26 protein-coding genes and 1 pseudogene are annotated in these 24635 nt (G+C 42.5%); 2 read left to right on the forward strand and 25 right to left on the reverse strand.

Features of this window, described 5'->3' with window-relative positions; genetic code table 11:
* The 7 genes from ACYQ11_RS09690 to ACYQ11_RS09720 form a co-directional block, all read right to left on the reverse strand.
* Positions 1–174 (reverse strand): helix-turn-helix domain-containing protein (locus tag ACYQ11_RS09690; RefSeq protein WP_459923697.1); only part of this gene is annotated, 174 nt, incomplete at its 3' end.
* Positions 175–206: 32 nt separating this feature from the next.
* On the reverse strand, positions 207–332 hold the full coding sequence (locus tag ACYQ11_RS09695; RefSeq protein WP_459923698.1) for a hypothetical protein: 126 nt from the start codon (positions 330–332) through the stop codon (positions 207–209).
* A 224-nt stretch (positions 333–556) separates the two neighbouring features.
* Complete coding sequence (locus ACYQ11_RS09700; RefSeq protein WP_459923574.1) at positions 557–1423, reverse strand: sulfotransferase domain-containing protein; 867 nt, start codon at positions 1421–1423, stop codon at positions 557–559.
* Positions 1424–1446: 23 nt separating this feature from the next.
* Positions 1447–2151 carry a hypothetical protein gene (locus tag ACYQ11_RS09705; protein ID WP_459923575.1) on the reverse strand — a complete coding sequence of 235 codons (705 nt, stop codon included), beginning with the start codon at positions 2149–2151 and terminating at the stop codon, positions 1447–1449.
* 17 nt (positions 2152–2168) lie between these two features.
* Positions 2169–2960: a hypothetical protein gene (locus ACYQ11_RS09710; RefSeq protein WP_459923576.1), complete on the reverse strand. Its 792-nt coding sequence runs from the start codon at positions 2958–2960 to the stop codon at positions 2169–2171.
* Positions 2961–2991: 31 nt separating this feature from the next.
* The gene (locus ACYQ11_RS09715) at positions 2992–3759 is read right to left on the reverse strand and encodes a glycosyltransferase domain-containing protein (protein WP_459923577.1); all 768 of its coding nucleotides are present in this window, start codon (positions 3757–3759) and stop codon (positions 2992–2994) included.
* Between the two features lie 59 nt (positions 3760–3818).
* A complete protein-coding gene (locus tag ACYQ11_RS09720; protein ID WP_459923578.1) occupies positions 3819–5171 on the reverse strand; it encodes a flippase in 1353 nt (450 codons plus the stop codon).
* A gap of 316 nt (positions 5172–5487) precedes the next feature.
* On the opposite strand from ACYQ11_RS09720, the pseudogene ACYQ11_RS09725 reads away from it, so the two are divergent.
* Positions 5488–6618: pseudogene (locus ACYQ11_RS09725) on the forward strand (IS3 family transposase).
* A gap of 283 nt (positions 6619–6901) precedes the next feature.
* Here the strand turns inward: ACYQ11_RS09725 and ACYQ11_RS09730 are convergent.
* Together ACYQ11_RS09730 and ACYQ11_RS09735 are read right to left on the reverse strand one after the other, a co-directional pair.
* Positions 6902–7669 (reverse strand): TylF/MycF/NovP-related O-methyltransferase, encoded by a 768-nt coding sequence (locus tag ACYQ11_RS09730; RefSeq protein ID WP_459923579.1) that lies wholly within the window; start codon positions 7667–7669, stop codon positions 6902–6904.
* 54 nt (positions 7670–7723) lie between these two features.
* A protein-coding gene (locus ACYQ11_RS09735) for an IS5 family transposase (RefSeq protein ID WP_459923580.1) occupies positions 7724–8496 on the reverse strand; the annotation gives its coding sequence in 2 pieces (ribosomal slippage) (positions 7724–8166 and positions 8166–8496; 774 coding nt in all).
* 629 nt (positions 8497–9125) lie between these two features.
* Between ACYQ11_RS09735 and ACYQ11_RS09740 the strand changes: the two genes are divergently transcribed.
* Entirely contained in the window at positions 9126–10181 is a 1056-nt protein-coding gene (locus ACYQ11_RS09740; RefSeq protein WP_459923581.1) for an IS4 family transposase, read from the forward strand.
* Between the two features lie 62 nt (positions 10182–10243).
* Here the strand turns inward: ACYQ11_RS09740 and ACYQ11_RS09745 are convergent, their stop codons facing one another.
* The 16 genes from ACYQ11_RS09745 to gmd all read right to left on the reverse strand — a co-directional run bounded on the left by ACYQ11_RS09745 (position 10244) and on the right by gmd (position 24553).
* Positions 10244–11200, reverse strand: coding sequence for an NAD(P)-dependent oxidoreductase (locus tag ACYQ11_RS09745; RefSeq protein WP_459923582.1), 957 nt, complete (start codon positions 11198–11200; stop codon positions 10244–10246).
* 4 nt (positions 11201–11204) lie between these two features.
* Entirely contained in the window at positions 11205–11948 is a 744-nt protein-coding gene (locus ACYQ11_RS09750; RefSeq protein ID WP_459923583.1) for an acylneuraminate cytidylyltransferase family protein, read from the reverse strand.
* Positions 11949–13304, reverse strand: a complete 1356-nt coding sequence (locus tag ACYQ11_RS09755) for a glycosyltransferase family 2 protein (protein ID WP_459923584.1) — start codon at positions 13302–13304, stop codon at positions 11949–11951.
* A 9-nt stretch (positions 13305–13313) separates the two neighbouring features.
* Complete coding sequence (locus tag ACYQ11_RS09760) at positions 13314–14351, reverse strand: N-acetylneuraminate synthase family protein (protein ID WP_459923585.1); 1038 nt, start codon at positions 14349–14351, stop codon at positions 13314–13316.
* Between the two features lie 19 nt (positions 14352–14370).
* Entirely contained in the window at positions 14371–14985 is a 615-nt protein-coding gene (cysC, locus tag ACYQ11_RS09765) for an adenylyl-sulfate kinase (RefSeq protein WP_459923586.1), read from the reverse strand.
* Positions 14986–15387: 402 nt separating this feature from the next.
* Positions 15388–15783 (reverse strand): type II toxin-antitoxin system VapC family toxin, encoded by a 396-nt coding sequence (locus tag ACYQ11_RS09770; protein WP_459923587.1) that lies wholly within the window; start codon positions 15781–15783, stop codon positions 15388–15390.
* On the reverse strand, positions 15774–16034 hold the full coding sequence (locus ACYQ11_RS09775) for an antitoxin (RefSeq protein WP_459923588.1): 261 nt from the start codon (positions 16032–16034) through the stop codon (positions 15774–15776). The genes ACYQ11_RS09770 and ACYQ11_RS09775 overlap by 10 nt, the downstream gene beginning before the upstream one ends.
* Before the next feature lie 202 nt (positions 16035–16236).
* Positions 16237–16368 (reverse strand): GxxExxY protein, encoded by a 132-nt coding sequence (locus ACYQ11_RS09780; protein WP_459923699.1) that lies wholly within the window; start codon positions 16366–16368, stop codon positions 16237–16239.
* Between the two features lie 80 nt (positions 16369–16448).
* Positions 16449–17600, reverse strand: coding sequence for an ATP-binding protein (locus ACYQ11_RS09785; RefSeq protein ID WP_459923589.1), 1152 nt, complete (start codon positions 17598–17600; stop codon positions 16449–16451).
* A 49-nt stretch (positions 17601–17649) separates the two neighbouring features.
* Positions 17650–18984: an MBL fold metallo-hydrolase RNA specificity domain-containing protein gene (locus tag ACYQ11_RS09790; RefSeq protein ID WP_459923590.1), complete on the reverse strand. Its 1335-nt coding sequence runs from the start codon at positions 18982–18984 to the stop codon at positions 17650–17652.
* A gap of 145 nt (positions 18985–19129) precedes the next feature.
* Positions 19130–20161 (reverse strand): NAD-dependent epimerase/dehydratase family protein, encoded by a 1032-nt coding sequence (locus ACYQ11_RS09795; RefSeq protein ID WP_459923591.1) that lies wholly within the window; start codon positions 20159–20161, stop codon positions 19130–19132.
* A 23-nt stretch (positions 20162–20184) separates the two neighbouring features.
* A complete protein-coding gene (locus ACYQ11_RS09800; protein WP_459923592.1) occupies positions 20185–20595 on the reverse strand; it encodes an HI0074 family nucleotidyltransferase substrate-binding subunit in 411 nt (136 codons plus the stop codon).
* Complete coding sequence (locus ACYQ11_RS09805) at positions 20580–20978, reverse strand: nucleotidyltransferase family protein (protein ID WP_459923593.1); 399 nt, start codon at positions 20976–20978, stop codon at positions 20580–20582. The genes ACYQ11_RS09800 and ACYQ11_RS09805 overlap by 16 nt, the downstream gene beginning before the upstream one ends.
* A 58-nt stretch (positions 20979–21036) precedes the next feature.
* Positions 21037–22314 carry a Vi polysaccharide biosynthesis UDP-N-acetylglucosamine C-6 dehydrogenase TviB gene (gene tviB / locus ACYQ11_RS09810; protein ID WP_459923594.1) on the reverse strand — a complete coding sequence of 426 codons (1278 nt, stop codon included), beginning with the start codon at positions 22312–22314 and terminating at the stop codon, positions 21037–21039.
* Between the two features lie 156 nt (positions 22315–22470).
* Entirely contained in the window at positions 22471–23457 is a 987-nt protein-coding gene (locus ACYQ11_RS09815) for a GDP-L-fucose synthase family protein (protein ID WP_459923595.1), read from the reverse strand.
* A gap of 10 nt (positions 23458–23467) precedes the next feature.
* Positions 23468–24553 carry a GDP-mannose 4,6-dehydratase gene (gene gmd, locus ACYQ11_RS09820; protein ID WP_459923596.1) on the reverse strand — a complete coding sequence of 362 codons (1086 nt, stop codon included), beginning with the start codon at positions 24551–24553 and terminating at the stop codon, positions 23468–23470.
* Between the last annotated feature and the right edge of the window lie 82 nt (positions 24554–24635).

Below are 24635 nucleotides of genomic sequence, written 5' to 3' on the forward strand. Positions count from 1 at the left end.
TTTATACGCTTTCTTTAATGGACGTTGAGGTGAAAATCCCCAGCTGTTCAGGTATTCACCAACTGTCCTGATCGGCATTTCGATTGAACAAAATTCTTTAATGACCTGTATGACTGCTTTTCGTGTCCACAATGAAAATGAAAGCTTTAATTGTTCGGGGCATTTGTCTCGCATGACCTTTTGAAGCTCCTTTTCCTGTTCAGGTGTCAGAGTGCGGTGGCTTCCTTTTGAACGCCCTCTCTTTTTAATTTGTATGCGGGGTTGCCTTCACGTTCATAGGTTTTATACCACCTACAAATTGTTACTGCATTCACACCTATGATTTCAGATATTTCCTTGTATTTTTTGCCTGTCTTTCTAAGACGTAGGCCTGATTACGAAGTTGCTGCTGGACCTCTGTGCTATGTTTTCTTGCGAAATTTTTTTTCATGCACCCTATATAGCAAAATTCGAACATTTTGCTTAATATTATTATTGTATTTTATTGCCTGGTTATTATGTATAATATTTGAAATTTGTTCACAAAATTAATTACCAAAAAAATTGGCCGGTTATGCTATGGATTATCAATTGATGCTAATAATGGATGCACATTAAGCCTACCATCCATACAGAAAATTTCATCCGTAATTTCCCCAAATTTTTTAAATAAATAACTTCTTATGAGCATTTTGCTTCTTACTGGTAAAAATGAGATATCCCGTAATCTTTGTGTGTCAATCTTAATGCCCAAATTTAATCCACCAGGCCCCTCAATAGGGCCGCAAGTTTTACAATAAACACTATTTTCTTTGACATTAAACTTTTCACCGCACTGACATTTAAGCTCTTGATATCCGCTATATTCTATAAAATTAGTACCTAAAAAATCGTAATATTTTTTTATTACGTTTGGGTTCGAAATAAATTCGTCAATAGATAAAAAAAGCACTTTCTTCTTAACTCGATTCGCACTAAAAATTAAGTTAAAATAATTTTTTAAAAACAACTCTATATTTAACTCATTCTCCATATTCCACTTTTTGTGTGTACCTTTTTTCGTGTAATATTTATGCATTGAAGATGCTATTGCGTACGGGTTTCTAAGCAAAATAATAATAGCATCATTGCTACGGAAAAATGAAATTACTTTGAATAGGAACTGGGGAAAATAAGTTACTCTTTTTCCAACAAAACCGAATTTTAATTCATCTCTCAAAATATACCTAATTTGATTCCTTTTTTTATTTATCTCCCCGTTTACAACAATTGATTTTTTTAATAGATCATGCCACGAAAATGCTATAGGATATCGACCGCCACCAACATTAATCGAAAAAATTTCAGGATGAGCATGGTTTATTGCCGCAAATAGGTTTGTACCAGAGCGAGGCAGTGAGTAAACATTTATGTGTCGCAAACCACCAATATTACTTTCATTCATATTCAACTCCAATAAACAAATATTTACTTTTGTTTTATATAATTATTATATAATACAGTATCAATCGTATGAACCTGATTAAACGCATACTTTTTTACCTGAGTATCATTCACACATGGATAATGGGCTTCAATACTATTACCAATTCCGTCAAGTATAACTTTATCCTTGATGCCTTTCAGATTTAAAGTTACCCACAGGTATGCAACCATGCCTGTCGAAGGTCGAACACTAACAGGTGGTTTAAACTTTATTGGCAGCATTAAAGAAATAAGGTAAAATAGTGTTGGTTTAAAACCATATTTGAATATCGTAAGTATAACTCGTAATCCCATATAACGAAATAACAACACAGATATTGCATGGCTGCTCAAAACAACAAGACTCTCGTATGATACCCCAATATTTTTGATCCGCTGATGTAGCTCATGTTTATTCTTATTACTGACAACCAGTAAATTACGAACATGTCGTTTGTGTAAGGATATTCTTTTGGCTCGTCTTATATTGAAGCTTTCAATAGTATTTAAGCCTTTAGCGTTTTGACATTTTTTAAGTTCTTCATCTGTCAGTAATACACCATCAGTTATGAAAATAAAATCATGTAACCTCGTATCTATATTACCTCTTACTACACTAGCATTACAATAAATTTGATGTTCATTTTCTTTTTTATTAATTTTCTTTTGAGAGCCTGAGCCGATAATCCTAATATTCATTAAATCCATAACTGAAAAAAACCTTATTAACCATGATAGTTCCTGTATAGGTACTTTGAAAAAGCTATAAAGACTCTTAGTGTCTCGTAGGGACGCCAAATTGCGATTCTAAAATTTTCTTTATGTAATTTACTATTAATCCGACACCGTATCAATTTTATATTACACGCATGGGGTATCAAGTTATATTTTTCAAAACAAAAATACTGTAACGATTCACTATGTAGAAAACTAAATTTCTTGAAATATTCTTGTATAAGGTTCTTACGATTACATATTTTCTTTGCCGCGTCAGGTGAGCAGACAACAAATCGTTCACTAATGCCACCATGCCAATGCCATAGGCTTACAACTGGACCAGAATCACTTACATTAAGTATATTTTTCAAATTGACTTTATCATCTGCAAAATATATGTCATCTCTACATAAAATCACTTTGTCATAAATAGAAAAATCTACTGATTTATTTGCCAATTCAAGCATTGAAAGCTGACATATAAGGTTGCTGTTAGATTTATAGTTATCGTTGAATCGATCTTTAAACCTTTTTGAGAAATTGAGTATATTATTGTCTAATAGCAACTCTTCTGTTGTTCTAATAATTTTACATTTATTAAACACCCCTTCATTTACAACCGGAATTTTACCCAATTCGTTAGATCTAACATTCGATATTTCTTTTGTTTCGTTTAATATGTAAACAATAGAAACTTTACACCCTAATTTGATCAACGGTTTTATTATTTTATTTTCGATTGATGGTGCCGATAGCTCCAAACCGCGTCCAATACCAAAAAATACACATATAACCTTCATACTTACACATTTTATCCTTGATATATTTCTCTCATATTGATCGAAGAAAAAATCTGATTTTTTTTATACAATAAAATAAAATAAAATATATTATATTATACCGTTTATGCCATGACAATCTGTAGTATTCATTTTCGCGAACTACACTATATGGCAAATAATTAAACTTTATGGAGGATAAAACAAATGCCTTCTGCCAATGTAATTGATCTCTTTGAGGGCCGTGAAGAAGTTCTCTCCACCAAATATTTGAAAATGCAATATTTTTTTTGGAATTATGCCGCCTAACAATTACCCCATTTTCCGGAAAAGGGGTATTCGAAGGAATTTGTAATTTTTCTAAGGATGAAATAAAATATTTAAGTTCTGATAGTGTAATTTTTGAATCCTCGTAACATCGTACAGCTTCAATAAATATATTACCACCATTTCGGTGTGGAGGGCCTGCCCAATCTGAATTTTTTAAAGTGTCATCTATTAATTCAGATAAGCATTTTGTAATTATTATATGACCATCAACATACACTGAATACTCTACATCATGAAAATGTTTTTCAGGAAAAATTTTAAAATGACGATTCAAATAAAATGGCGAAAGCCCATTTTTAAAATCTTCCTTAAATTGCTTCGCAAGGTTTTCAATATATGAATCATCAACATATACAATCTTCCAGCCTTTCGATTGCAGTTTTGGTTGGTCAGTGAAACACCAATACTCAATATCACTACTTATCGAAAAATTATTTTCTTCAAGGTAATCATAGTCCCCCATAATCACTTTATATACTATTTTTTTCATCCTATACTATTTTTCCCCATCTTAAATTTTCCATTAAAAATTAATTACGTTTACTTAATTTAACCTACTAATGGGAAATAACCTGTAGTTTTACCGTAGTTCAACTTAATAAATATTAATGTAGAAACATTCCATATGCATTCGTTTAACAAAACTGAAAAAGCCGCACCATTTATTCCATACCTTGGTATTAATGTCACATTTAAAATTACAAAAACAACTGACCCAACAAATATTATATTACGAAAGGCTTTTTGATGGCCCGCCATATTCATAAAAATACCCGTACAGCCCGAAACAGAATTTACAAATTGGCCTAAAATTAGAAACACTAATGCCGGATAGGCCAAAACAAAATCATGGCCAAATAAAACTAATAGCAAGTATTTTCCTAAAATTATTAAACTTATTAGAATTGGGGTTGTAGTCCAGAAAATTAGTTTTGCTGTTTTTTTTACAACAATAAACAGCTCATCGATATTAAATGAATGATAGAGTTCAGAAAACTTTGGCGCAGCTATAGTATTAATAGCTTTGAGTATAAATCCTGTCAAGGTGGCTAATTTTACGGCGACACTAAATACTCCGACATCACTTTCGCTACCCAAGATTCCAATCATTATTATTCCAACCTGCCCACTAACAATATTAATGGCTCCGGTCATAAACATTGGAAGTGAAATCATAAGAATTGTAGCAGTTGGAATAGATTTTACCAAATCACCCCGATGGGTAATTCTTCTGAATGAAATCTCCATAATAAACGAGCCAACAACACCCGTCATGATTAGGCATCCAAACAAAGAATAAATTGGAACATCGTTCGACGGTATTATTAGTCCTAATAGTAATAAAAACAATAAATTTCCTGCTTGAGGCAGTACCTGCATGCAAGCAAATACTTTTATAAGCTTTAATCCCCGAACAGCTTGAGTATTAAACAGTGTTAATGATTTGAAAATAATAAATATTGACGCTAAACAAAAATAAAAAGAGAGGTGTTGTTTAGAAAATATTTTCGTCGCTATAATATCACTATTGAAAAAAAAAATAATCCCAAAAAAAAACGATGCAACTACAACTATGAATTGGGATTTTCGATAGACCTGACGAGCCGATGATGCCGAATACTTTACCATGTATTCTGGAATTAAACGCATAATCGAAGTATTAGTGCCTAATAACGTGAATATTGTTGCCAACATAAGAAAGGAATTAACAACTGCTACAATTCCGACAACTTCAGCACCATAATATCTGGCTACAACAATGTTCGCTATTAAACTTAAACCTGTTGCAAAAACCCTTCCGCCCAAAGCCAAGGCTGAGCCTGTCATTATTTCTGAAAAATTACCATTTTCAATAAAACTCGAATATTTATTTTTAAAGAAATTGATACTGTTCTTAATCATTTCTATTTATGACCTAAAAAAGATACGATTTCCCTCTTGGTCAGAGATTATCATATAAAATTTCGATTGATAGTTGTCGCTCAATGTCATTAACTTAGTGGTGCAAATTCAGGCATAAGTAGCTTAATTTATAGATATAATCATTGATATTGAATGCTCGATATGATATATTCACTCTCAATAATAGAATCCGGTTCTCTAAAAAGCTCCAGTTGGAAGAAAGTGCTCTGATATGGGCTCCATATCCCATTGCGGTGGTCCCCAAAAACTGGACAATGTGCTAAGCTCTGAGTCACCAAGTTAAAAGGAGATGACCATGAGCAGGAAACGAAAACAGTACAGCTCGGAATTTAAGGCAAAAGTAGCTATAGCTGCCATCAAGAACGAAGAGACCATCGCGGAACTTGCAGCCAAATATCAAGTGCACCCCACCATGATCAATAACTGGAAGAAAGCCTTGCTTGAAGGCGCTTCCGATCTATTCGATAAAGGACAAAAGTCCAAGAAGAACAATGAGGCCACGCTTGATAAATTGTACCGAAAAATCGGTCAACTGGAGGTTGAAAACGATTTTTTGTCCAAAGGGCTCGATCTCTGAATTTTCAGCAGAAAAAAAAGATGATCAAGCCCGAACATCAAAAAGTCAGCCTGAAATGCCAATGTCGTCTTTTGGACATCAACCGGTCATCGGTCTATTACAAACCTCGGCCAATCAAGGAAGAGGATCTTGAACTGATGAAAATGATCGATGACCACTATATGAAACATCCGACAAGCGGCAGCCGAACCATCCGTGATTATTTGAAAAGACAGGGTTATAAAATCAATCGGAAACGGGTTCAACGGCTCATGCGGCTAATGGATATAGAAGCGATCTACCCGAAACCCAGAACAAGCACACCCGCATCCGAAGCATCGGATTTACCCCTATCTATTGAGAGGTCTTGATATCAATCGGCCGGACATGGTCTGGGCTGCTGATATCACGTACATTCCGATGAGGCGGGGGTTTATGTATCTGGTTGCCATTATGGATTGGCATAGCCGGAAAGTGTTGTCCTTTCAGCTTTCCAATACACTGGATTCCGATTTTTGTGTAAGCGCTTTGGAAGATGCTATTGCACGATATGGCCGCCCGGAAATATTCAATACGGATCAAGGGAGCCAATTTACAAGCGGGGCCTTCACAAATGTTTTAAAAACAAACGGTATCAAAATCAGTATGGATGGCTGTGGCCGATACCTGGACAATATTTTCATTGAACGTCTCTGGTGGACTGTGAAATACTACTATCTCAACCTGCATTCTTTTGAAAACGCTCTTGAAATGAGAAAAGGCTTGAGAGACTGGTTCGAATACTATAACCGTGAGAGAACACATCAGTCACTGGATGGCATGCCCCCGGATGAATGTTATTTCAAAGATCAAGAAAAACTGGCGGCCTGACGAGGCCCAGCCGTGCCAACTCCAGTCGCCCTCCGGGCTCCTTCCGTTGGCACGGCTGAAGGACGAAACGCTGAAGTAGCGTTGAAATGATTATTAACCGGCTCAGAGCTTATTTTGCACTTAAAGCTGTCTAAACGATGGGGTCCACCGCACCTGTTAGGCCAGGGAGAAAATTCGAACGGAACTTCAATAATCGCAGCGGTAGGTTTCATACTTGTTACAAACCGCTTCGCTAAGTTAATGACATTGAGTTGTCGCTGTAAAACGACATTTTTCATATCATTTAAATAGTTGTTTTCAACAATGTCCACCGTTCAAAATCTCCAACTTTATTTTCTGTTTTTTTTAACTTAGCATCATTGTTTTTTGAAACAAATTCATCAGTGGCAATTCTGGCGCCTGGAAATTTTAATGAATAATATTCATCCAGATGAACCATTCCATTAACGGAAAGCCTTGGCCATACAAAATCAAATGTATCCAAATAACTCTGGTACAAATCACAATCAATAATTGCCGCCATTATTTTCTCAGGCATGACATTCTTTTTCATTGTTTCACTAAATGGACCTTCAACTAGAATAATGTTATCAAGCTCTGCTATTTCAATCTTTTTTTTTAATAGTTCAACACTCGTTTCCTCAAAGCTACCTGATGACGAAATTCCAGTCTCTTTTTTAACAATAGAGACACTATGCAATTTTTCAATATATTCTATATTTTTCCTTACAGCAACGATATGATCATTATCTATAGAGCCAAGCTCTACCAATCTTTCAAATTCTGAAATCCGATCTTTTTCATGGTATATCGGAGGAAACCCAGAGAAACTGTCAAACCCATAAACCTTTTTATCTGACCCGACCTCTTTCAAAAGCATCGCAAGTGCAATCAATGAACTGCCTTTATAAACTCCAGATTCGATAATATCACCTGGAATACTTTCATGGTTTTCTTTAATAAATGATATGATAGCATCAAATCTTCCAGGTTTTTTATAATTATATATACCAAGAACACTAAACTCCCAATCATCCTTTAAAATTAGCATATACCCTCTATTTTCTATTAATAATGTTATTATTATAGTTCATTACAAGCCATCTCAAAATAATCTGAGTAGAATAAGTGAACATCCAAGATGAAGAAATCCAAGGAAATTCTGAACATTGTACTCGTATCGCACAGTGAGTTTCCTAAAGTTCTCGAGCCAGGCAAAAAGTCGTTCAACTTTCCACCTTCTTCGATATCGTCGAAGAGTTCGGCCATCCTGGGTTTTCGGTTTTTTTCGACCCTTTCGATGGGGGGCAATCATTTCTATGCCACGTTCATCCATCAAGGTTTCATCAAGGCCGTCACTATCATATGCCTTATCGCCAATCAGTCGATCCGGAGCATATTTTGTAAAGCTGCTGTCAATGGTCTTTTCAACCAGCTTTACTTCGTGGGGAGAAGCACTTTCCACGTAAGCGGAGACAGGAAAACCAGAAGCGTCCGCGATTGCCATGATCTTGGTGCCTTTGCCACGCTTCGTCTTGCCGACAGCAAGACCCCTTTTTTTGCCGGCACAAACGTCTCGTCTATGAAAGCCTCTCTGATATCAATCTGGCCTCGCTCGTACAGGTCTTGTGCAAGCTCATGGGCAATTTTCCGGAATAACCCTTGCTCCACCCATTGCTGGAATCGTCTAGGGCAGGTCTGGTGTGGAGGATACCTTGACGGTAAATCCTGCCAGGGTGCCCCTGTTCTTAATATCCATAAGATTCCATTTAAAACTTCTCGCGGATTTCGTGGTTTACGCCCTCGTGGGTCTTTCGGAGGCGTTGTTGCTCTGATCAGCTGCTCTATCCTGTTCCATTGTTCGTTTGTAAGTTCCATTCTGATTATATTGCATAATCAGATAGTTATTTATAGTTTTATTTTAAATAATTTCAGATAGTTGCCAGCGGTTCTGTTTTATCTGTAATTCCAAATTGTTATCGTGCAATGCAAAGCACTCGGCTTTCAATTTATTTTGAGATGGCTTCTAGTAAATTAGACTTTTGATTTATTTCTGACAGTAGTAAGTTAATATTAAAAAATTTCTCTTATTAACTCAACTTTCGGGATTAATAAAGAAGGTATAAAAAAGTGTATATCGTTCTGAAGAAATGAATAAAAGAGTTGAAGGGTTAAAAACTATTTGATATAAAATTGATTCGCCACAAATCACAATAAAATCAAACAGAAAGGCTCAAGATGACACATAGCCGGAACACTACAAAATCTCAAGCCGACATTCAGATTCAAAGCCAGATTAATGATTTTTTTGACAACTTCAAAATTGGAACTTTACTACATCGCTGCGGAATCCGTAAGCGCCACGGCTATGGAGTCCGTGTTTTGATAGAACGAATATTTACACTGCTTTTTTTCGTTAAGAATTCTTACCGTAGAATTGTCGTCGATGAAGATACTTCCTTTGGTAAAGACTCGGCCTATGAAATTCTGAAAGGTGTAGCCTAAACTTGCGAAGACTGCTATTGAATCTGGGTTACAGTCTTTTCGTTTTCTTTAACAGTCTGACCAGTGAAGACCGGGAATCTGTTCTGATTAGTGACGACAGCCCTTGTGATCGTTCACGGTCAAAAATGGTAGAGCTTCTTTCACGTGTCTGGGATCACAGTCCCTGCAGATACATGAAAGGTTTTCGGATGTTGACTGTTTGTTGGAGTGACGGTGCAAGCTGCTTTCCGATTGATTTTGCACTTTTATCATCAAGTGATTCCAAAAATCAGCTTAGTGGAAATCATAAGGCTATGGATAAACGTTCTTGCGCCTGGCAGCGTCGTAAAGAGGCCGTCACCAAATCTACTGAACAGGTGAAAATTATGGTTCAACGGGTTCTCGGCAAAGGGTTCAGTGCAAAATACCTGCTAATGGACAGCTGGTTCATGATGCCTGCAAGGATAATGGCTTTGATAGACCATATCAAAGTTATCGGCATGATTAAAAAGAGCCCCAAAATTCATTACCGGTATAACGGGAAAAAAACTGACTTGAAATCGATCTACGAAATGATCAAAAAACGCAGGGGCAGAGCAAAAATATTAGCAAGCGTTATTGCTGATCTTTCTGAAAATCATAAAGCAAAAATCGTTTTTGTACGGGACCGGAGAAAAAAAGACTGGCTTGCAATCCTGTCAACCGATATCGAACTTTCAAACGAAGATATTGTTCGTATTTATGGAAAACGCTGGGATATTGAAGCCTTCTTTAAAATGGCAAAACAGCATCTCAAACTTGCAAAGAAAATTCAGTGCCGAGATTATGATGCTCTTATTGCACATACGTCTATTGTGTTCATGAGGTATATGTTTCTTTCCTACCAGTTGAGGCTGAGGAAAGACAACAGGACTTTTGGCGAACTCTTTTATGCCTGTTGTGATGAAATCAAGGATATATCCTTTGTTGAAGCGCTTCACCGGGTACTTATACTTACTGTTGATAAAATCCGCCAGACCGGTAACTTTTGTGAAAAACTGCTCACGCTTTTCTTGATACAGTCATTGAAACGGCTTTGATCAATGCCGGATTGTCAAAGAACTGGGCTGGGGCGGTAAATTGAATCCCGAAAGTTGAGTTATTAATTAAAAAAATTTTTCATCATTTTTGCGGCATGGCAATATGCGATTTCCTGCGCTTCCATAGTCATGCCACCTATATGCTGGGTAATTGTAACCTGCTCACTCTCTTTTGCATATTTTAATAAGGGGCTATTTACTTTGTTTCGGACTTCATCAGCAAGTACATCCGTTGCTATTTTAGCTTTAGGATTCATCTTTAAAAAAGAGACGATATCCTTCTCGTTAACCATATCTCCTCGAGAAGTGTTAACTATCAAAACGTCATTTTTTACTTTTTTTAAAAATTGTTCATCAACCATATTAACTGTTTCATTACTCACATGCACATGTATTGCAATTACATCGGATTTTTTTGCTAATAAATCTAAATTTGCCACTTGCTCGTAATATTCGTTTTCAACCGATTTGTAAGGGTCATAAACAAGAACGTTAGAACCAAATGCACGGCAATAATTAGCAAACATTGATCCTAAACGACCATAGCCGATTACGCCAATTGTTAAATAATTCATTTGTCGGCCAATATAATTTTCATAATTCCATTCACCTTGAAGAGCGTTATTATGACTTCTCACAACATGCCGAAGTCCGCTCATCATGAGCGAAAAGGCCAGTTCTGCAGTTGAACTTATTTTATTTATTACTGCTCTCTCCTCAGTTAAAGAAAGAATAGGTATTTTCTTATCTTTAGCATATTGTTTATCAATATGATTAGTCCCGGTGGAAGCTGTACAAATAACTTTTAAAGCTTCTGCGGCATCAAGTATTTCTTGCCCAATAAATACTTTAGATTTGTTTGGGTTCGTGAATATTGCATCACAATCTCCAACTTTATTAATGACCTCTTCTAAGCTTGGGTCCTCTAAGTATATTACCTCACCAGTAATTTCCAGTATTTCACATAAACCCTTTATATGCTTAACAGGGGTAATAGATAATATTTTTGGTTTTCTCAATGTTTTAATCCTTTTTATTTACAGGCTTAATGTAGTTTCGAGGTTTTTTTTCAATAATTTTTTCCGCAATTAAAAAATCTATTTCAGTATCTACATTTACTGATCTTTCCAGAGGGAGAATATAAGGACGGCTGTTCTTGCTGCCATAGCGAAGGTTTTCAACCATGAGATGATCCCTTTTTAACGCATAAATAGATCCACTTCGAATATATGCATCCGGTTTGAGATCCTGCCTGCGCATTTCAGGTACCTCCGGAAAACAAAAATCAACGATTCTATCATCGACAATTTTTTTAATTCTAATCGGATGATTATCTTCTATTTTATTCACTGCGATAACAGAATCAGCACCTGTTGAAATTAATTTTATAATAGAAGCATCAATATCTTCTACAATTTTCAAAGGGTTTGTGCACATTAACTCTATTATAAAATCATATTTAATACCCTCATCATTTTCAACCCACTGTACTGCATGCTGTAATGCAGAAACTGAGCTAGCTGTATCAGTTGCAAATTCAAGGGGTCTTAAAAAAGGGGCTTCAGCACCATACTTAATTGCTATTTCCTGAATGTCTTTATCATCTGTAGAAACAATATACCGTGTAATTAAATTGCTTCGTTTTGCTTCTGCAATTGTATAAGCAATCAATGGGATATCTAAAATTGGACGAATATTTTTAAATGGGACAGATTTTGAGCCACCTCTTGCCAATGTAATCGCAAGTATTTTTGGACTATTATTCATTTATACAAGCTCTTTTTTTTCATTCATTAATGTGTAAAAAATATTTTCAGCACCTATTTGGCCAATTCTCAAAGCACTTCTACTATCATCTATTGGTAAAATACCAATACGGCCACCAACCAGATTACAAGTTCGAAGCACACTTGACGATGTAAAACACCCTAACCCATAAAGAGCTTTATAGGTTGGTTCTCTGTCCTTTCGGGGTTTCATTGAAGCTGACGTTTGTATAAACTCACCCATTCCATTTACAACCCAATAGTGACCATAGTCTATAAGGCCCGGGAATACAGTATCATAGCCCTTATACTGTGCATCAACTATAATATTATCAAATAACTTATGTGGTCTAAAAATGTATTCATAATTTACATACAGAAGGGCTTCAGGATAAATTTTCCTTTTTTCTATCATTACCAAGGTTTCTTTCATTAACTCATCAATACTAAAGGAGTCAACACCAGCGATTTCATAACGTGGAATCCAGGATAACCCGTGTCTCTCAGAAAGTTCATTATCATCGGACAAAAAATAAATTTCATTGATATATTTTGCATTTTTAAGTTCTGCTACCACTTGATTTATCAGTTGGTTTTCAATTGAGTTTGGGTCAATAGCACCCTTTACCGGTACTACCGCAATTATGTTAACATTATCCGGCCTTAATGACTCTGGCAAACCATTCATGGAAGCTGAATCGACCTGTTCAATAATCGACACAACACCTTTTGCTCTTTCAGGTTTATTGCCCTGATGCAAACCATGATGGTGATAAACAACTGCATCTGGCTCATAAATAATTTGGTAACCAGCTTCAATAACGGCCTTTCCCCATAACCGATCTTCAATATTTGTTGCATTTTCATCAAAAGGAAAAAGTTCCCATATATCCTTTTGAATTATACTGTTAGCGTTATGAAAGAAGTAATCTTTAATTTGTATTCTTCGATCTAAGCCAAATGTTGTAAGAAGATCACGTTTATCTACATCAGAAGTAAAGGCAACAGGTACTTGTCTGCCGTATACGCCTGCAATCTTTTCATCATCAATATTTTTTATCAAATTACTTAGCCATAAGCAATCCTTTGGAATGCAATGTGCAGAGATACAGACAATATACCGACCTGAAGATGCACGTATACCTTCATTAATAGCAAAGCCTGGAAGATATTGCTTAATCTTTATTATTGCTGCCAGTGGGAATCGTTTAGCAACTTGAACTGTATAATCAGTACTTTCATTATCAACAAGAATAATCTCAAAGTCCTGGTAAACCTGTTTGCAAATCATTCCTAAACAGTGAGCAATCCATCTTTCCTCATTCTTGGTACGTATGATAATTGAAACTTCAGGCATAATCATTCCTTATTTAAACATCTCATTTGTTAGAAGAATATCTTCCGGTAAATCCTTAACTGCTTTCTTTCCAAGAATTTTATGTGAATTTTTAGCATGAATACCTGTACCTGGGTTACGATAACAAATCATACTCTTATCAAGAATTGTCCCTGCTTTAATTTCTTTTTTTGAGACCATTGACACATGGTATTTATCTCTTGTAATCATTTCTGTCTTTGAAACAAATTTATCTCCATTCCCCTTAATTTTTAACACACTGCGAATATCACGAACCATGGCAATAAACTCATCCGACCCAAGCGACATTTTATGGTCAAAACCTATCATATTTTTATCTATAGTGTAGTGCCGTTCAATCGCTTTTGCCCCCATTGCTGCAGCTATAACAGAGGGAAGGTAACCAAGTTCATGTCCGGAATAACCAACAGGTAATCTATACCTTTCCTCAAGTACTTTAATCATTTGCAGATTACATTCATCTAAAGGTGTCGGATATGCTGACACACAATGAAGCAACATTAATTGAGCGTTATTATTTTGAAATATTTCAACTGCTGTATCTATTTCTTTTATATCCGACATCCCAGTTGACAAAATTGTCTTTTTTTTCAACTTCGCAAGATATTCCAATAGTTCAATATTTGTTAAACTGTGGCTGGCAAGCTTATATATTTCTACTCCTAAATCTTCAAGAAAATCTACAGCATCAGTATCAAAAGCTGTCACAATAAAATCCAGGCCTTTCAACTCAGAGTATTTCTTTAATTCCCTGTATTGCTCAAAATTAAATTCAAGGTGTTCTCGAATCTCACGATAAGTTTTTCCAAATTCAGGGAAACGATCATCGGGAGCATCTAAGACTGATTTCACAGCCAATACATCAACCGTGCGTTTCTGAAACTTCACAGCGTCGGCTCCCGCAATTGCTGCAACATCAATTAGTTTCTTTGCAATTTCAATGGATCCGTTATGATTTAAACCCGCTTCAGCTATGATGTAACAGTGTCCAGAATTTGAACCTGAAAAAAATTTGTTAAACTTCATATATCCCTCCTGAAAAATATTAACTAAAAAAAATTCCCGGATTTTTAACAAAATCAACAATTTGTTTAGCAAATTCACTAAATTCTTCCTTATCAGACCTAATCACAATTTCGGGTTTTTCCGGGGGCTCATACGGGGACGAAATCCCCGTAAAATCCTTAATTTCGCCCTTAAGCGCCTTTTGATAGATCCCTTTGGGATCTCTTTGAATACAAACCTCAAGGGGGCAATCCACAAACACTTCGATGAAACGATCATCCCCGACCATATCTCTTACTCGCTGCCGATCCTTTCGGAAGGGTGAGATGAAGGCGGTCAGGGCGATGACACCAGCGTCGACGAACAGTTTGACCATTTCTCCGATGCGGCGGATGTTTTCTTCTCGATCTTTTTCGGAAAAGCCGAGATCGCCGCAGAGGCCGTGACGGACATTATCCCCGTCGAAAACATAAGTCGAACAGCCCATGCTGTGAAGCTCTTTTTCGACCAGATGGGAGAGGGTTGATTTTCCTGACGCTGAAAGGCCGGTAAACCATATAACGGCGCCTTTATGACCATGGAGCCGTTCGCGGTCGGTTCTATCGATCAGGGATTTGTGACGGGTGACGTTGCTGCTGTTTATTTCGTATACCATGTTAGGAGACCCGTTAGAGTTTATTTTTTTCCACAGATTACACGGATTAGCACAGACTATTCTGGAGATTTAGATGCCTCGTTTCAAATCGATAACCATTTCATTCACAGTTCGATGTAATCAAAGACGGCTTCGTAAAACGTTCGAATCTCTGCGTTACGCTTCATTCCTTACGGATTCGCAAGCCTTGACCTCGAACGTTTTTCTAAGCCGTCTAAGATTTGACTTTTTTTATGAGACCATCATTTTTGTCCGCAGATTGCACAGATTAACACAGATTATTTTGGGGGGGTCTTTCGCTTTTTAATCTGCGGGAATCTCCGCAATCTGTGGATGATCTTTTTGTTTTTTGTCCGCAGATTATTCTGGGTGGCCTCTCTTTATTGAATCGGCGGCTTAGGCTCAATTTATCAGAAACAAACCTTGAACTGCGTTAAAATGCTTGTCTTTGGTAAACAGTTTATAGCCGTGCTGAAATGAAACAGCTGCAATCCATATATCATTGGTGGGGATGGGGGTACCTGCTTTTTTTAGATTATTGAGTATCAACGCATAAAATTCTGCGGTTTCAACATCAATTCCATGAACGACAACTCTGGGTGAGTCCAGAAAAAAAGCAAGCTCCCCTTTGTTCTTTGCTTCCCTGATGCCATTCGTAAATCCGGAATATAGTTCACCAATACTTATCGTTGAAATTCCGATCACATCAATCTGACGCAATGCCTCAACCACGGCCTGATCACCTTTCATGGCCAGTGAATAAATATTGGTATCGATCAGGACCTTCTTCAATCCCACAACTCCTGATCGATCTGACGTTCGCCGTTGATCCTCCCCTGGATATTCTCATATTCGTCATCCGACCATGTGCCGAAGAGATCATCCAGATCATGGTATTCACGAGAATATTGTTTTTCTTTTTCAAGACCCAGATTTTTCTTTATAAATTCAAGCATCAACTGATTGACGCTTTTACCTTGTTTTGCCGCGATTATTTTTAATTTTTCAGAGACTTCCGGCTCGACACCCCTGATTGTAAGCGCCTTCATACACGCTCCTTCCCCATGCAATGGCATTATATAGTTTCAATATGCAATCACTTTATGCCATCTCACTCAAAAAGTCAAACCGGTACGGATTCCCAATTCACGTCACTTTTTTTGTCCACAGATTACACGGATTAACACAGATTATTCTGGAGTGGTTTATTGTTTTTTTAATCTGCGGTAAACTGCGTTATCTGTGGGCTGATTACATCGCAAGAGGTTGCGCTTTGAATGGAATTTCATGGAATACAAATTCTGTTTCAAGCGCTTCTTGATAGACAGCTTCCAGAAATCCGGAACCAAGTTCCTTGTGAACCTCCATCGCAGCCCCGATAATCCTGTATGTTCGGCATCTTTCATCGTTTTTTCAAGAAATTACACGGATTATTGTTTTTTTCTCTCTTTAATCTGGTGTTATCACTCTGCCCGATACAGGGTTACCCTGAAGTAATCGGCTTCGTCTTCGAAACGAGGGGCTTTCAGTCCGTTTGTCTTGTAATGATTTACCACGGCTTGAAGTCCGCGCCCCACCCGATCGGCCAGTTTGTAATCTTTAAGCATCTGCGAAACGATGGGGTTTCTGTAATAGGAGATGCCCGAAAGGGCCCGCGTGAGATTCAAGGTATTGGGCAACCCGCCCGGCGAAAAAATTTCCACCCGATCTTTAAAAAGATTGATGCGAATCCGTTGTCCGAAAACAGACCAGTCTCTGTGCATAAAGGCGTTGACGATGATTTCCCGTATGGCAAATGTTTCAAATTCTTTTTTTTCGATCCTGTTTCCAGTATCCGGATCAAACATCACCCTTGTCGCTGAATGCTTTTGGACAAAGGAAACCCCCAAAGAAATACAATCCACCAGGGTGCATTCATTACTCTGGTAATCCAGCAGGTCAGAAGCGGTATCGACACCGTCAAACGCGTTCATTTCAATTCCACTTTGGGGTAGATACCGTGAAGGATTGCTTCCAAAAAAAAGAAGGCCGACCACGCTTATGCGATTCTGCTCATCGACACATTGCAGGTTGTAAAGAAACTGTTCCAACTCATTTTCTTCAAACGAAAGCCCCCGATGGCGTTCCACATAATCTCGGAATCGCAAAAGATCAAAATCTTTCGTTGTGTAATCAACCACCGGTGAAACCTCAAAATGAAGGTGCTGCCCATCTTGAAAAAGCCTTATAAGTTCTTCATTGCTTGGTTCGATGGATACAGATCCCGCTCTTATGTAAAACCGGTTGCTCGTCTTGACTTTGTAAGGTTTGTGCATTCCCTTTTCAACCGTCACCCTCAAAATTTTTTTACCCTCAACAACGTACGAGGTGATTTCCGGAATAATGGAGGGTTGAATGGTGTTTCGGCAGATATTGACAATTCTTTCTTCGACGCCTTTATCAACATGCTCGATCATACCCTGATCTGAAATCCCCACATAGATATCACCCCCATTCATATTGGCAAAAGCCACGACCTCTTTGGCCAGGAAGTCACTGTGAAACCGGACTGACTTGAATTCGACCCTGGAATTCTCACCGGCTTTGATTATTTCATCAATGTTGATCGGAATCATGTCGTATTATAGCCTCTGATTTCAATGGTTATAGCCGACCAAAAAAAGATCAAACAACGTGATGGCCTTTGGCGCACAGGACTGATTTTAGGGCGTCGCGGGCCTTGTCTTCGCCGTGGACGAGTTTGATGGCGCCGGGTTTTTCGGGCATGGATTCAACGAAACGGACCAGACCGGACTGATCGGCATGGGCGGAAAAGCCGGCCAGGACATGGATGCCGGCGTTCACGGGAACGGTCTGTCCGTCGAGTCGGATCCGACCGTTTGGTGTATGCGCCGTTTCAAGAAGGGCCCGGCCCGGTGTTCCTTTGGCCTGATAACCTACAAAGAGCACGTCGTTTCGTGCATCATCCAGGTTTCGTTCCAGGTGGGACAGGATGCGTCCGCCGGTCAGCATGCCGCTGCCGGCGATGATGACGGCCGGTCCGGGCAGGTCAAGGAGTTTACGGTGATGATGATGGTTTTCCACGGCGTAGAGGTTTTCAAATTCCAGGGGGTGATCGCCGCGTCTGAGAAGATTACGGGCCTCGTTGTCCCAGCATTCCTTGAGTGACGCATAGATGTGGGTGATTTCGAGGCCAAGCGGGGTGTCGATAAACACGGGGATGTCCGGATCGATGCTACGATCGGACTTGAGCCGGTCTATTTCGTAGATCAGTTCCTGGGTCCGTCCCAGGGCGAAAGCCGGGATGAACACCTTGCCGCCGTCTGCAAGGGCCTTGTTCAGGATAGCGCCGAGCGCTTCGGTGCGGTGGGTCCGATCCGGATGAAGGCGATCGCCGTAAGTGGATTCTAAAACCAGAAGGTCGCAGGCGTCAGGGGTGTCCGGATCAGGCAGCAGCGGTGTGTCGATGTTTCCAAGATCGCCTGAAAAGACGGCCGAGAACGGATCCCCGTCGGGACGGGTGAACCCGAACCGTATGAAGCATGATCCCAGGATGTGACCGGCATGGCCGAAGGTGAACGTAATGCCTTTTTTCAGGGCAAACGTTTCATTGTATTCAAAGCCCCAGGACAGATCGTCAATCGCTTTCATCAAACGCTGCCTGTCCTTCTCCGGCCGATCGGAAAAGGACAGTCCGTCATCCAGCATGGGTCCGAGCAGGGCTTTGGTGCCGTGGGTGCAGAGAATTTCGCCGCAGAACCCCGCCTCGATCAGCTCCGGTATGCGGCCGATGTGGTCGATATGGGCATGGGTGATCAGCAGATAATCGATGGCCGAGGCCTTGACCGGCATGTCCGACAGGGGGGTTGCCCTGTCATCGCCCATGGCGGAGCCGCAATCCACCATAATCGTCACCCCGTGCGGCAGCAGCATCAGATGGGACGACCCGGTCACGGTGGTTTCACCGCCAAGATGGATCACGTCGAAGGGAAGGGTCATGGGTATTGGTTCATCCGCAGATTACAGGGATTTAACACAGATTGATTTTATAGTTTTTGTCCGCAGATTACGCGGATTAACACAGATTATTGGGGGTGAACTTTCGTTTTTAATCTGCGGGAGTCTGCGTAATCTGTGGATATTTTTACTGGTTCCGACTGAAAAAGCCCACGTACCAGTCCATGGCCTCTTCCAGACCGGCGCCGATGTCATGGGTGGGGGCGTAGCCCAAAAGGTTTGCGGCTTTGGTGATGTCTGCCTGGGAATGGTGGACGTCACCGGGTCTGAAATCCCGGTAGACGGGGCGGGTTGCCGCAAGGTCCGGCACCCGGGATAGAAGACGTTTCTGGATTTCGTCGAACAGGGTGTTCAGGCTGGTGCGCCCGCCCACGGCCACATTGTAGACCTGGTTGACGGCGTCGGGGTTATCGGTAGTGGCGGCCAACAGGTTGGCCTGGACGGCGTTTTCGACGTAGCAGAAATCCCGGCTGGTTTCGCCGTCCCCGTTGACATAGACCGGCTCCTTGTTCAGAAAACCGGCCACCCATTTGGGGATGACGGCGGCGTAAGCGCCGTCCGGATCCTGGCGCGGGCCGAAGACGTTGAAGTAGCGAAGGCCGATGCTCTTGAACCCATAGGTCCGCGCGAAAACCTCGGCATAGAGTTCATTGACGTACTTGGTCACCGCATAGGGAGACAATGGCTTGCCGATGGCGCCTTCCACCTTGGGCAGGGCGGGATGGTCGCCATAGGTCGAACTGGATGCGGCATAGACAAAGCGTTTGGCTTTGGCGTCACGGGCCGCCACCAGCATGTTCAAAAATCCGGTGATGTTGGCGGCGTTGGTGGTCAGCGGATCTTCGATGGACCGGGGAACGGAGCCCAGGGCGGCCTGGTGAAGCACATAATCGACGCCCTCGCAGGCTTTTTTGCAGGTTTCCGGGTCACGGATATCGCCTTCGATAAAGGTGAAATCACCCCAGGCCGTCTCGCCGACCAGGGTTTTGACTTCATCGAGGTTCCGCTGATGGCCTGTGGCGAAATTATCGAGGCCCACCACACGCTGATTCATTGTCAGCAAATGTTCCAGAAGGTTGGAGCCGATGAATCCGGCCACACCGGTGACGAGCCAGGTGGATTTTTTGGCCACCAATTCTTTTCTCAGTGTTTGATACATGGGCTTAACTCTTTTTTAAACGGTTATGGTACCATCATTTGTTTCAGGACATACCTGAACAAGGAGAGCCTTTGGACGGCACGTCGGTAGATCTCTTCAAACTGATCCTGATTGTAGATATGACTGACACTGTTTCTGTCATCAACGGCGTCCATGAGTTGTTCATAGTCCTCAAGTGTCAGTGAACCGATGTTGTAAAACGCCTTGATCACGGACTTGGGGCTTTTGGCGTCAATGCCGTTTGTTTCCAGCAGATAGACCTTCAACGTCTTCCAGATCAGCTCGGTGCAGACTTCAAACTTCTGGACTCTGCCGCTTTTAATGCTGTCAACAATCGTTTCATCCAAGGAATCGGTATCGATGGATAAAGACGCTTCGAAATTATCCAGGGCATCCCGGAGCTGAACGAGTTTGTATGTCAGCCGACCTTCCATACCACAACATCCTTGAGTGCCTGTTTTCTGAAATCCGGGTCGACCCGATCAAAATGGACCAGTTCGACATGAAAGGGAATCCGGCTTTGCTCCCAGAATTCGCCAAACCTTATTTTTAACCTGCGAAAGATGTCGTCAGGGACACCTTCAATGCCTATGTCTGCATCGGAGCCCCGCCGGGCATCACCCCGGGCCCGTGAACCGAAGAGAAAAATCCGGGCATTTGTATCACGGAACAGTTCGAGAATTTTCTCCCGAGCACACGCTTCGTACTTTTTTTCAGGATACGCATCCACGGTTATCAACAAAACCCTATGAGGTTGGGTTAAAAAAGAATCGCTGTTCCAGTTGATAGGCACGCGTTGCTTTGCCCATCCTACCATGAGTCGCCTTTAGAAGATGGGCAAAGCAAAGCCTGCCCATCAAAGTCTTAAGTAAAACCTACAAGCGTCCGTCACTCTCTTCGGCGGGAAGGACGTATTTGATGTCGTAGAGCACATGGCTCGCTTTACCCAGCGCGCGGATGGCGGAAACGCCCATGTCTTTGAACTGATGGTGAGCCACGGCGAGGATGACGGCGTCGTAAGCGCCCTTTTCCGGTTTTTCAATGGGCGTGATGCCGTATTCGTGAACCGCTTCGGCGGGATTGACCCAGGGATCGTACACATCCACACGGGCGTTGTAATCGGACAGTTCCTTGACCATGTCGACCACCCGGGTATTGCGAAGATCCGGGCAGTTTTCCTTGAAGGTGAGGCCCATGATCAACACCCGGGCGCCGTCCACATGAATTTTTCGTTTGATCATCTCCTTGACCACCTGGGAGATCACGTAAGCGCCCATGCCGTCGTTGATCCGTCGGCCCGCCAGGATCACTTCGGGATGATAGCCGATTTCCTGGGCCTTGTGGGTCAGGTAGTAAGGATCAACCCCGATGCAGTGCCCGCCCACCAGACCGGGGCGGAAGGGCAGGAAATTCCACTTGGTGCCTGCGGCCAGCAGCACCTCTTCGGTATCGATGCCCAGCTTGTTGAAAATGATGGCCAGCTCGTTGATCAGGGCGATGTTCAGGTCCCGCTGGGTGTTCTCGATGACCTTGGCCGCCTCGGCCACCCGGATGGAACTGGCTTTGTGGGTGCCTGCGGTGATGATCATTTTGTACAGGGTGTCCACATACTCGGCGATGGCGGGGGTGGAACCCGAAGTCACCTTGAGGATGTTGGTCACCCGATGCTCTTTATCACCGGGGTTGATGCGCTCGGGGCTGTACCCGGCAAAAAAATCGGTGTTGTAAGTCAGGCCGGACACCTTTTCAAGAAGGGGAACGCAGACCTCTTCGGTGGCGCCGGGATACACCGTGGATTCGTAGATCACCACGTCTCCTTTTTTCAGAACCTTGCCCAGGCTCTCACTGGCCTTGACCAGGGGCGTCAGATCGGGCCGTTTGTGGTCGTCAATGGGGGTAGGCACGGTGACGATAAACACATTGCAGGCTTTGAGGTCATCGAGGGTGGCGGTGTAGGTCAGATGGACCGCCTGTTTCAACAGCTCGGGTTCGACTTCCAGGGTGGCATCGATGCCCTTTTCAAGCTCATCGATACGGCTCTGGATGATATCAAAGCCGGTGACGGCAATTTTCTTTCCGAATTCCACGGCCAGGGGCAGTCCCACATAGCCGAGACCGACAATGGCGAGCCGGGTTGTTTCGATGGTAATCATGATCAATCCTTACGTGATGTGTTATGGGTTGATGGCTTCGTAAAAAGTCCGATTTAGCGCTAAAGCTTCACTTCGTGTCTGCGTTGCGCGTCATCCCTCGTCACTGCGGCGTACCCTTAGTACACCTCATTCCTCGGGATTCGCGACGCCTTGAACTCAAACTTTTTTCTTTGCCATCCTTTGATGACTTTTTACGAGTTCATCATGGGTTAAATACCATTGGTAGGTTTTGGCAAGACCCTCGTCAAGGGTCGTGCGGGAGGTCCAGCCCTGGGCGGTCATCCGGCTGACGTCCAGGCATTTGCGGGGCGTGCCGTCGGGTTTGGTCGTATCCCACTTCAGGTCACCGCTGAAACCGACCACTTTTTTTATTCGCTCGGCCAGGTCCCGGATGGTCACATCCTGACCCGTGCCGATGTTGAACAGGGGCGTTTCATTTGAGACGCCGTGAAACGCGTCCATCTTCATCAGATGGATGCAGGCGTCGGCCATGTCGTCCACATAGAGGAATTCCCGCATGGGGGCGCCCGTACCCCAGACCGTCATGGCGTCAGTGCCTCCTGCTTTGGCTTCGTGACATTTTCGAAGCAGGGCCGGCAGGACGTGGGAGGTTTCGAGATCAAAATTGTCGTTGGGGCCGTAAAGGTTCGTGGGCATCACCGGAATAAAGAGGGTTCCGTGCTGTCGGTTGTAGGCCCAGCACATTTCAATGCCGGATATTTTTGCAACGGCATAGGCCGAATTGGTGGGCTCGAGGGGGCCGGTCATCAGAGACGCTTCCCGGATCGGCTGGGGGCAGAGCCTCGGATAAATGCAGGATGATCCCAGAAAGAGCAGCTTTTTTACACCGGCGCGGTAACTCTGGTCAAGGACATGGGTCTGGATAAGAATGTTTTTGTATATGAAATCGGCCGGGTAGGCGTTGTTGGCCAGAATGCCCCCGACCTTGGCCGCCGCCAGAAACACGTACTCAGGTTTTTCCGCCTCGAAAAAGGCCCGGACCTGTTGTTGATCTTCAAGATCGAGTTCCTGGTGGGTCCGGGTGATGATGTGACGATATCCGGCGGCCTCAAGCCGGCGGACGAGGGCCGAACCGGCCAGACCCCGATGCCCGGCCACATAGATTGTCCCGTCTTTGTTCACCCGTCGACCATCATTCCTTGTAATCGCATGTGGCAAAGCCATGACGTTGACACAGATGATCTTTCCGGGCCTGTTCCAGGTCCCGCTCCACCATTTCGGCCACAAGCGTATCCAGAGAAATGCGGGGTTCCCAGCCAAGTTTCGTTCGGGCCTTGGCGGGATCGCCGAGCAGGTTCTCCACCTCGGTGGGACGAAAATACCGGAGGTCCACCTCCACGATGACCTGGCCCGTGTCGCCGTGAATGCCCTTTTCGTCGACGCCTTTCCCTTCCCAGCGGACAGGAACGGCAAGCTTGTCTGCCGCAAGGGTGATGAATTCGCGGACCGAATGCTGCACACCCGTGGCGATCACATAATCGTCCGGTTCGTTCTGCTGGAGCATCAGCCACTGCATTTCCACGTAATCCCGGGCATGGCCCCAATCGCGAAGGGCGTCTAAGTTGCCGATATACAAGCGATCCTGAAGGCCCAGCTTGATCCGCGAGAGAGCCCGGGTGATCTTCCGGGTCACAAAGGTTTCCCCGCGCACCGGCGATTCATGGTTGAAAAGAATACCGTTGCAGGCATACATCCCGTAGGCTTCCCGGTAATTGACCGTGATCCAGTAGGCGTAAAGCTTTGCCACGGCATAGGGACTGCGCGGATAAAACGGCGTGGTTTCGGTCTGGGGAATTTCCTGAACCTTTCCGTATAGTTCCGAGGTCGACGCCTGGTAAAACCGGGTCTTTTTTTCAAGACCCAGAATACGGATTCCTTCGAGAAGCCGCAGGGTTCCCAGGGCATCCACATCGGCCGTGTATTCCGGCGACTCAAAAGACACCGCCACATGACTCTGGGCGGCCAGGTTATAGAGTTCGTCGGGCCGGACCTGCTGAATGATGCGGATCAGATTGGACGAGTCGGACAGATCTCCGTAATGAAGAAAAAACCGGCGGCTTTTTTCATGGGGGTCCTGGTACAGATGGTCGATCCGATCGGTGTTGAACAGGGAAGCCCGTCGTTTGATGCCGTGGACCTCATAGCCTTTGTCCAGCAGAAATTCGGCCAGGTAGGCTCCGTCCTGGCCGGTGATGCCTGTGATCAAGGCTTTTTTCATGTCATCTCCTTCGGGTACACGGCTTCGGAAAACGTCCGATCTCTGCGTTACGCGTCATCCCTCGTCACTGCGGCGTACCCTT

It is taken from the genome of Desulfatiferula olefinivorans (assembly GCF_054657895.1).

Bases quoted from the DNA above. Each gene is read 5' to 3' on its own strand.
- ACYQ11_RS09715 (WP_459923577.1), bottom strand. From the start codon at position 3,759: ATGAAAAAAATAGTATATAAAGTGATTATGGGGGACTATGATTACCTT.
- ACYQ11_RS09775 (WP_459923588.1), bottom strand. From the start codon at position 16,034: ATGAAGGCGCTTACAATCAGGGGTGTCGAGCCGGAAGTCTCTGAAAAA.
- ACYQ11_RS09760 (WP_459923585.1), bottom strand. From the start codon at position 14,351: ATGAAGTTTAACAAATTTTTTTCAGGTTCAAATTCTGGACACTGTTAC.
- cysC (WP_459923586.1), bottom strand. From the start codon at position 14,985: ATGGTATACGAAATAAACAGCAGCAACGTCACCCGTCACAAATCCCTG.
- ACYQ11_RS09730 (WP_459923579.1), bottom strand. From the start codon at position 7,669: ATGCTAATTTTAAAGGATGATTGGGAGTTTAGTGTTCTTGGTATATAT.
- tviB (WP_459923594.1), bottom strand. From the start codon at position 22,314: ATGATTACCATCGAAACAACCCGGCTCGCCATTGTCGGTCTCGGCTAT.
- ACYQ11_RS09710 (WP_459923576.1), bottom strand. From the start codon at position 2,960: ATGAAGGTTATATGTGTATTTTTTGGTATTGGACGCGGTTTGGAGCTA.
- ACYQ11_RS09795 (WP_459923591.1), bottom strand. From the start codon at position 20,161: ATGTATCAAACACTGAGAAAAGAATTGGTGGCCAAAAAATCCACCTGG.
- ACYQ11_RS09705 (WP_459923575.1), bottom strand. From the start codon at position 2,151: ATGGATTTAATGAATATTAGGATTATCGGCTCAGGCTCTCAAAAGAAA.
- ACYQ11_RS09790 (WP_459923590.1), bottom strand. From the start codon at position 18,984: ATGACCCTTCCCTTCGACGTGATCCATCTTGGCGGTGAAACCACCGTG.
- ACYQ11_RS09700 (WP_459923574.1), bottom strand. From the start codon at position 1,423: ATGAATGAAAGTAATATTGGTGGTTTGCGACACATAAATGTTTACTCA.
- ACYQ11_RS09785 (WP_459923589.1), bottom strand. From the start codon at position 17,600: ATGATTCCGATCAACATTGATGAAATAATCAAAGCCGGTGAGAATTCC.
- gmd (WP_459923596.1), bottom strand. From the start codon at position 24,553: ATGAAAAAAGCCTTGATCACAGGCATCACCGGCCAGGACGGAGCCTAC.
- ACYQ11_RS09720 (WP_459923578.1), bottom strand. From the start codon at position 5,171: ATGATTAAGAACAGTATCAATTTCTTTAAAAATAAATATTCGAGTTTT.
- ACYQ11_RS09750 (WP_459923583.1), bottom strand. From the start codon at position 11,948: ATGAATAATAGTCCAAAAATACTTGCGATTACATTGGCAAGAGGTGGC.
- ACYQ11_RS09805 (WP_459923593.1), bottom strand. From the start codon at position 20,978: ATGGTAGGATGGGCAAAGCAACGCGTGCCTATCAACTGGAACAGCGAT.
- ACYQ11_RS09755 (WP_459923584.1), bottom strand. From the start codon at position 13,304: ATGCCTGAAGTTTCAATTATCATACGTACCAAGAATGAGGAAAGATGG.
- ACYQ11_RS09800 (WP_459923592.1), bottom strand. From the start codon at position 20,595: ATGGAAGGTCGGCTGACATACAAACTCGTTCAGCTCCGGGATGCCCTG.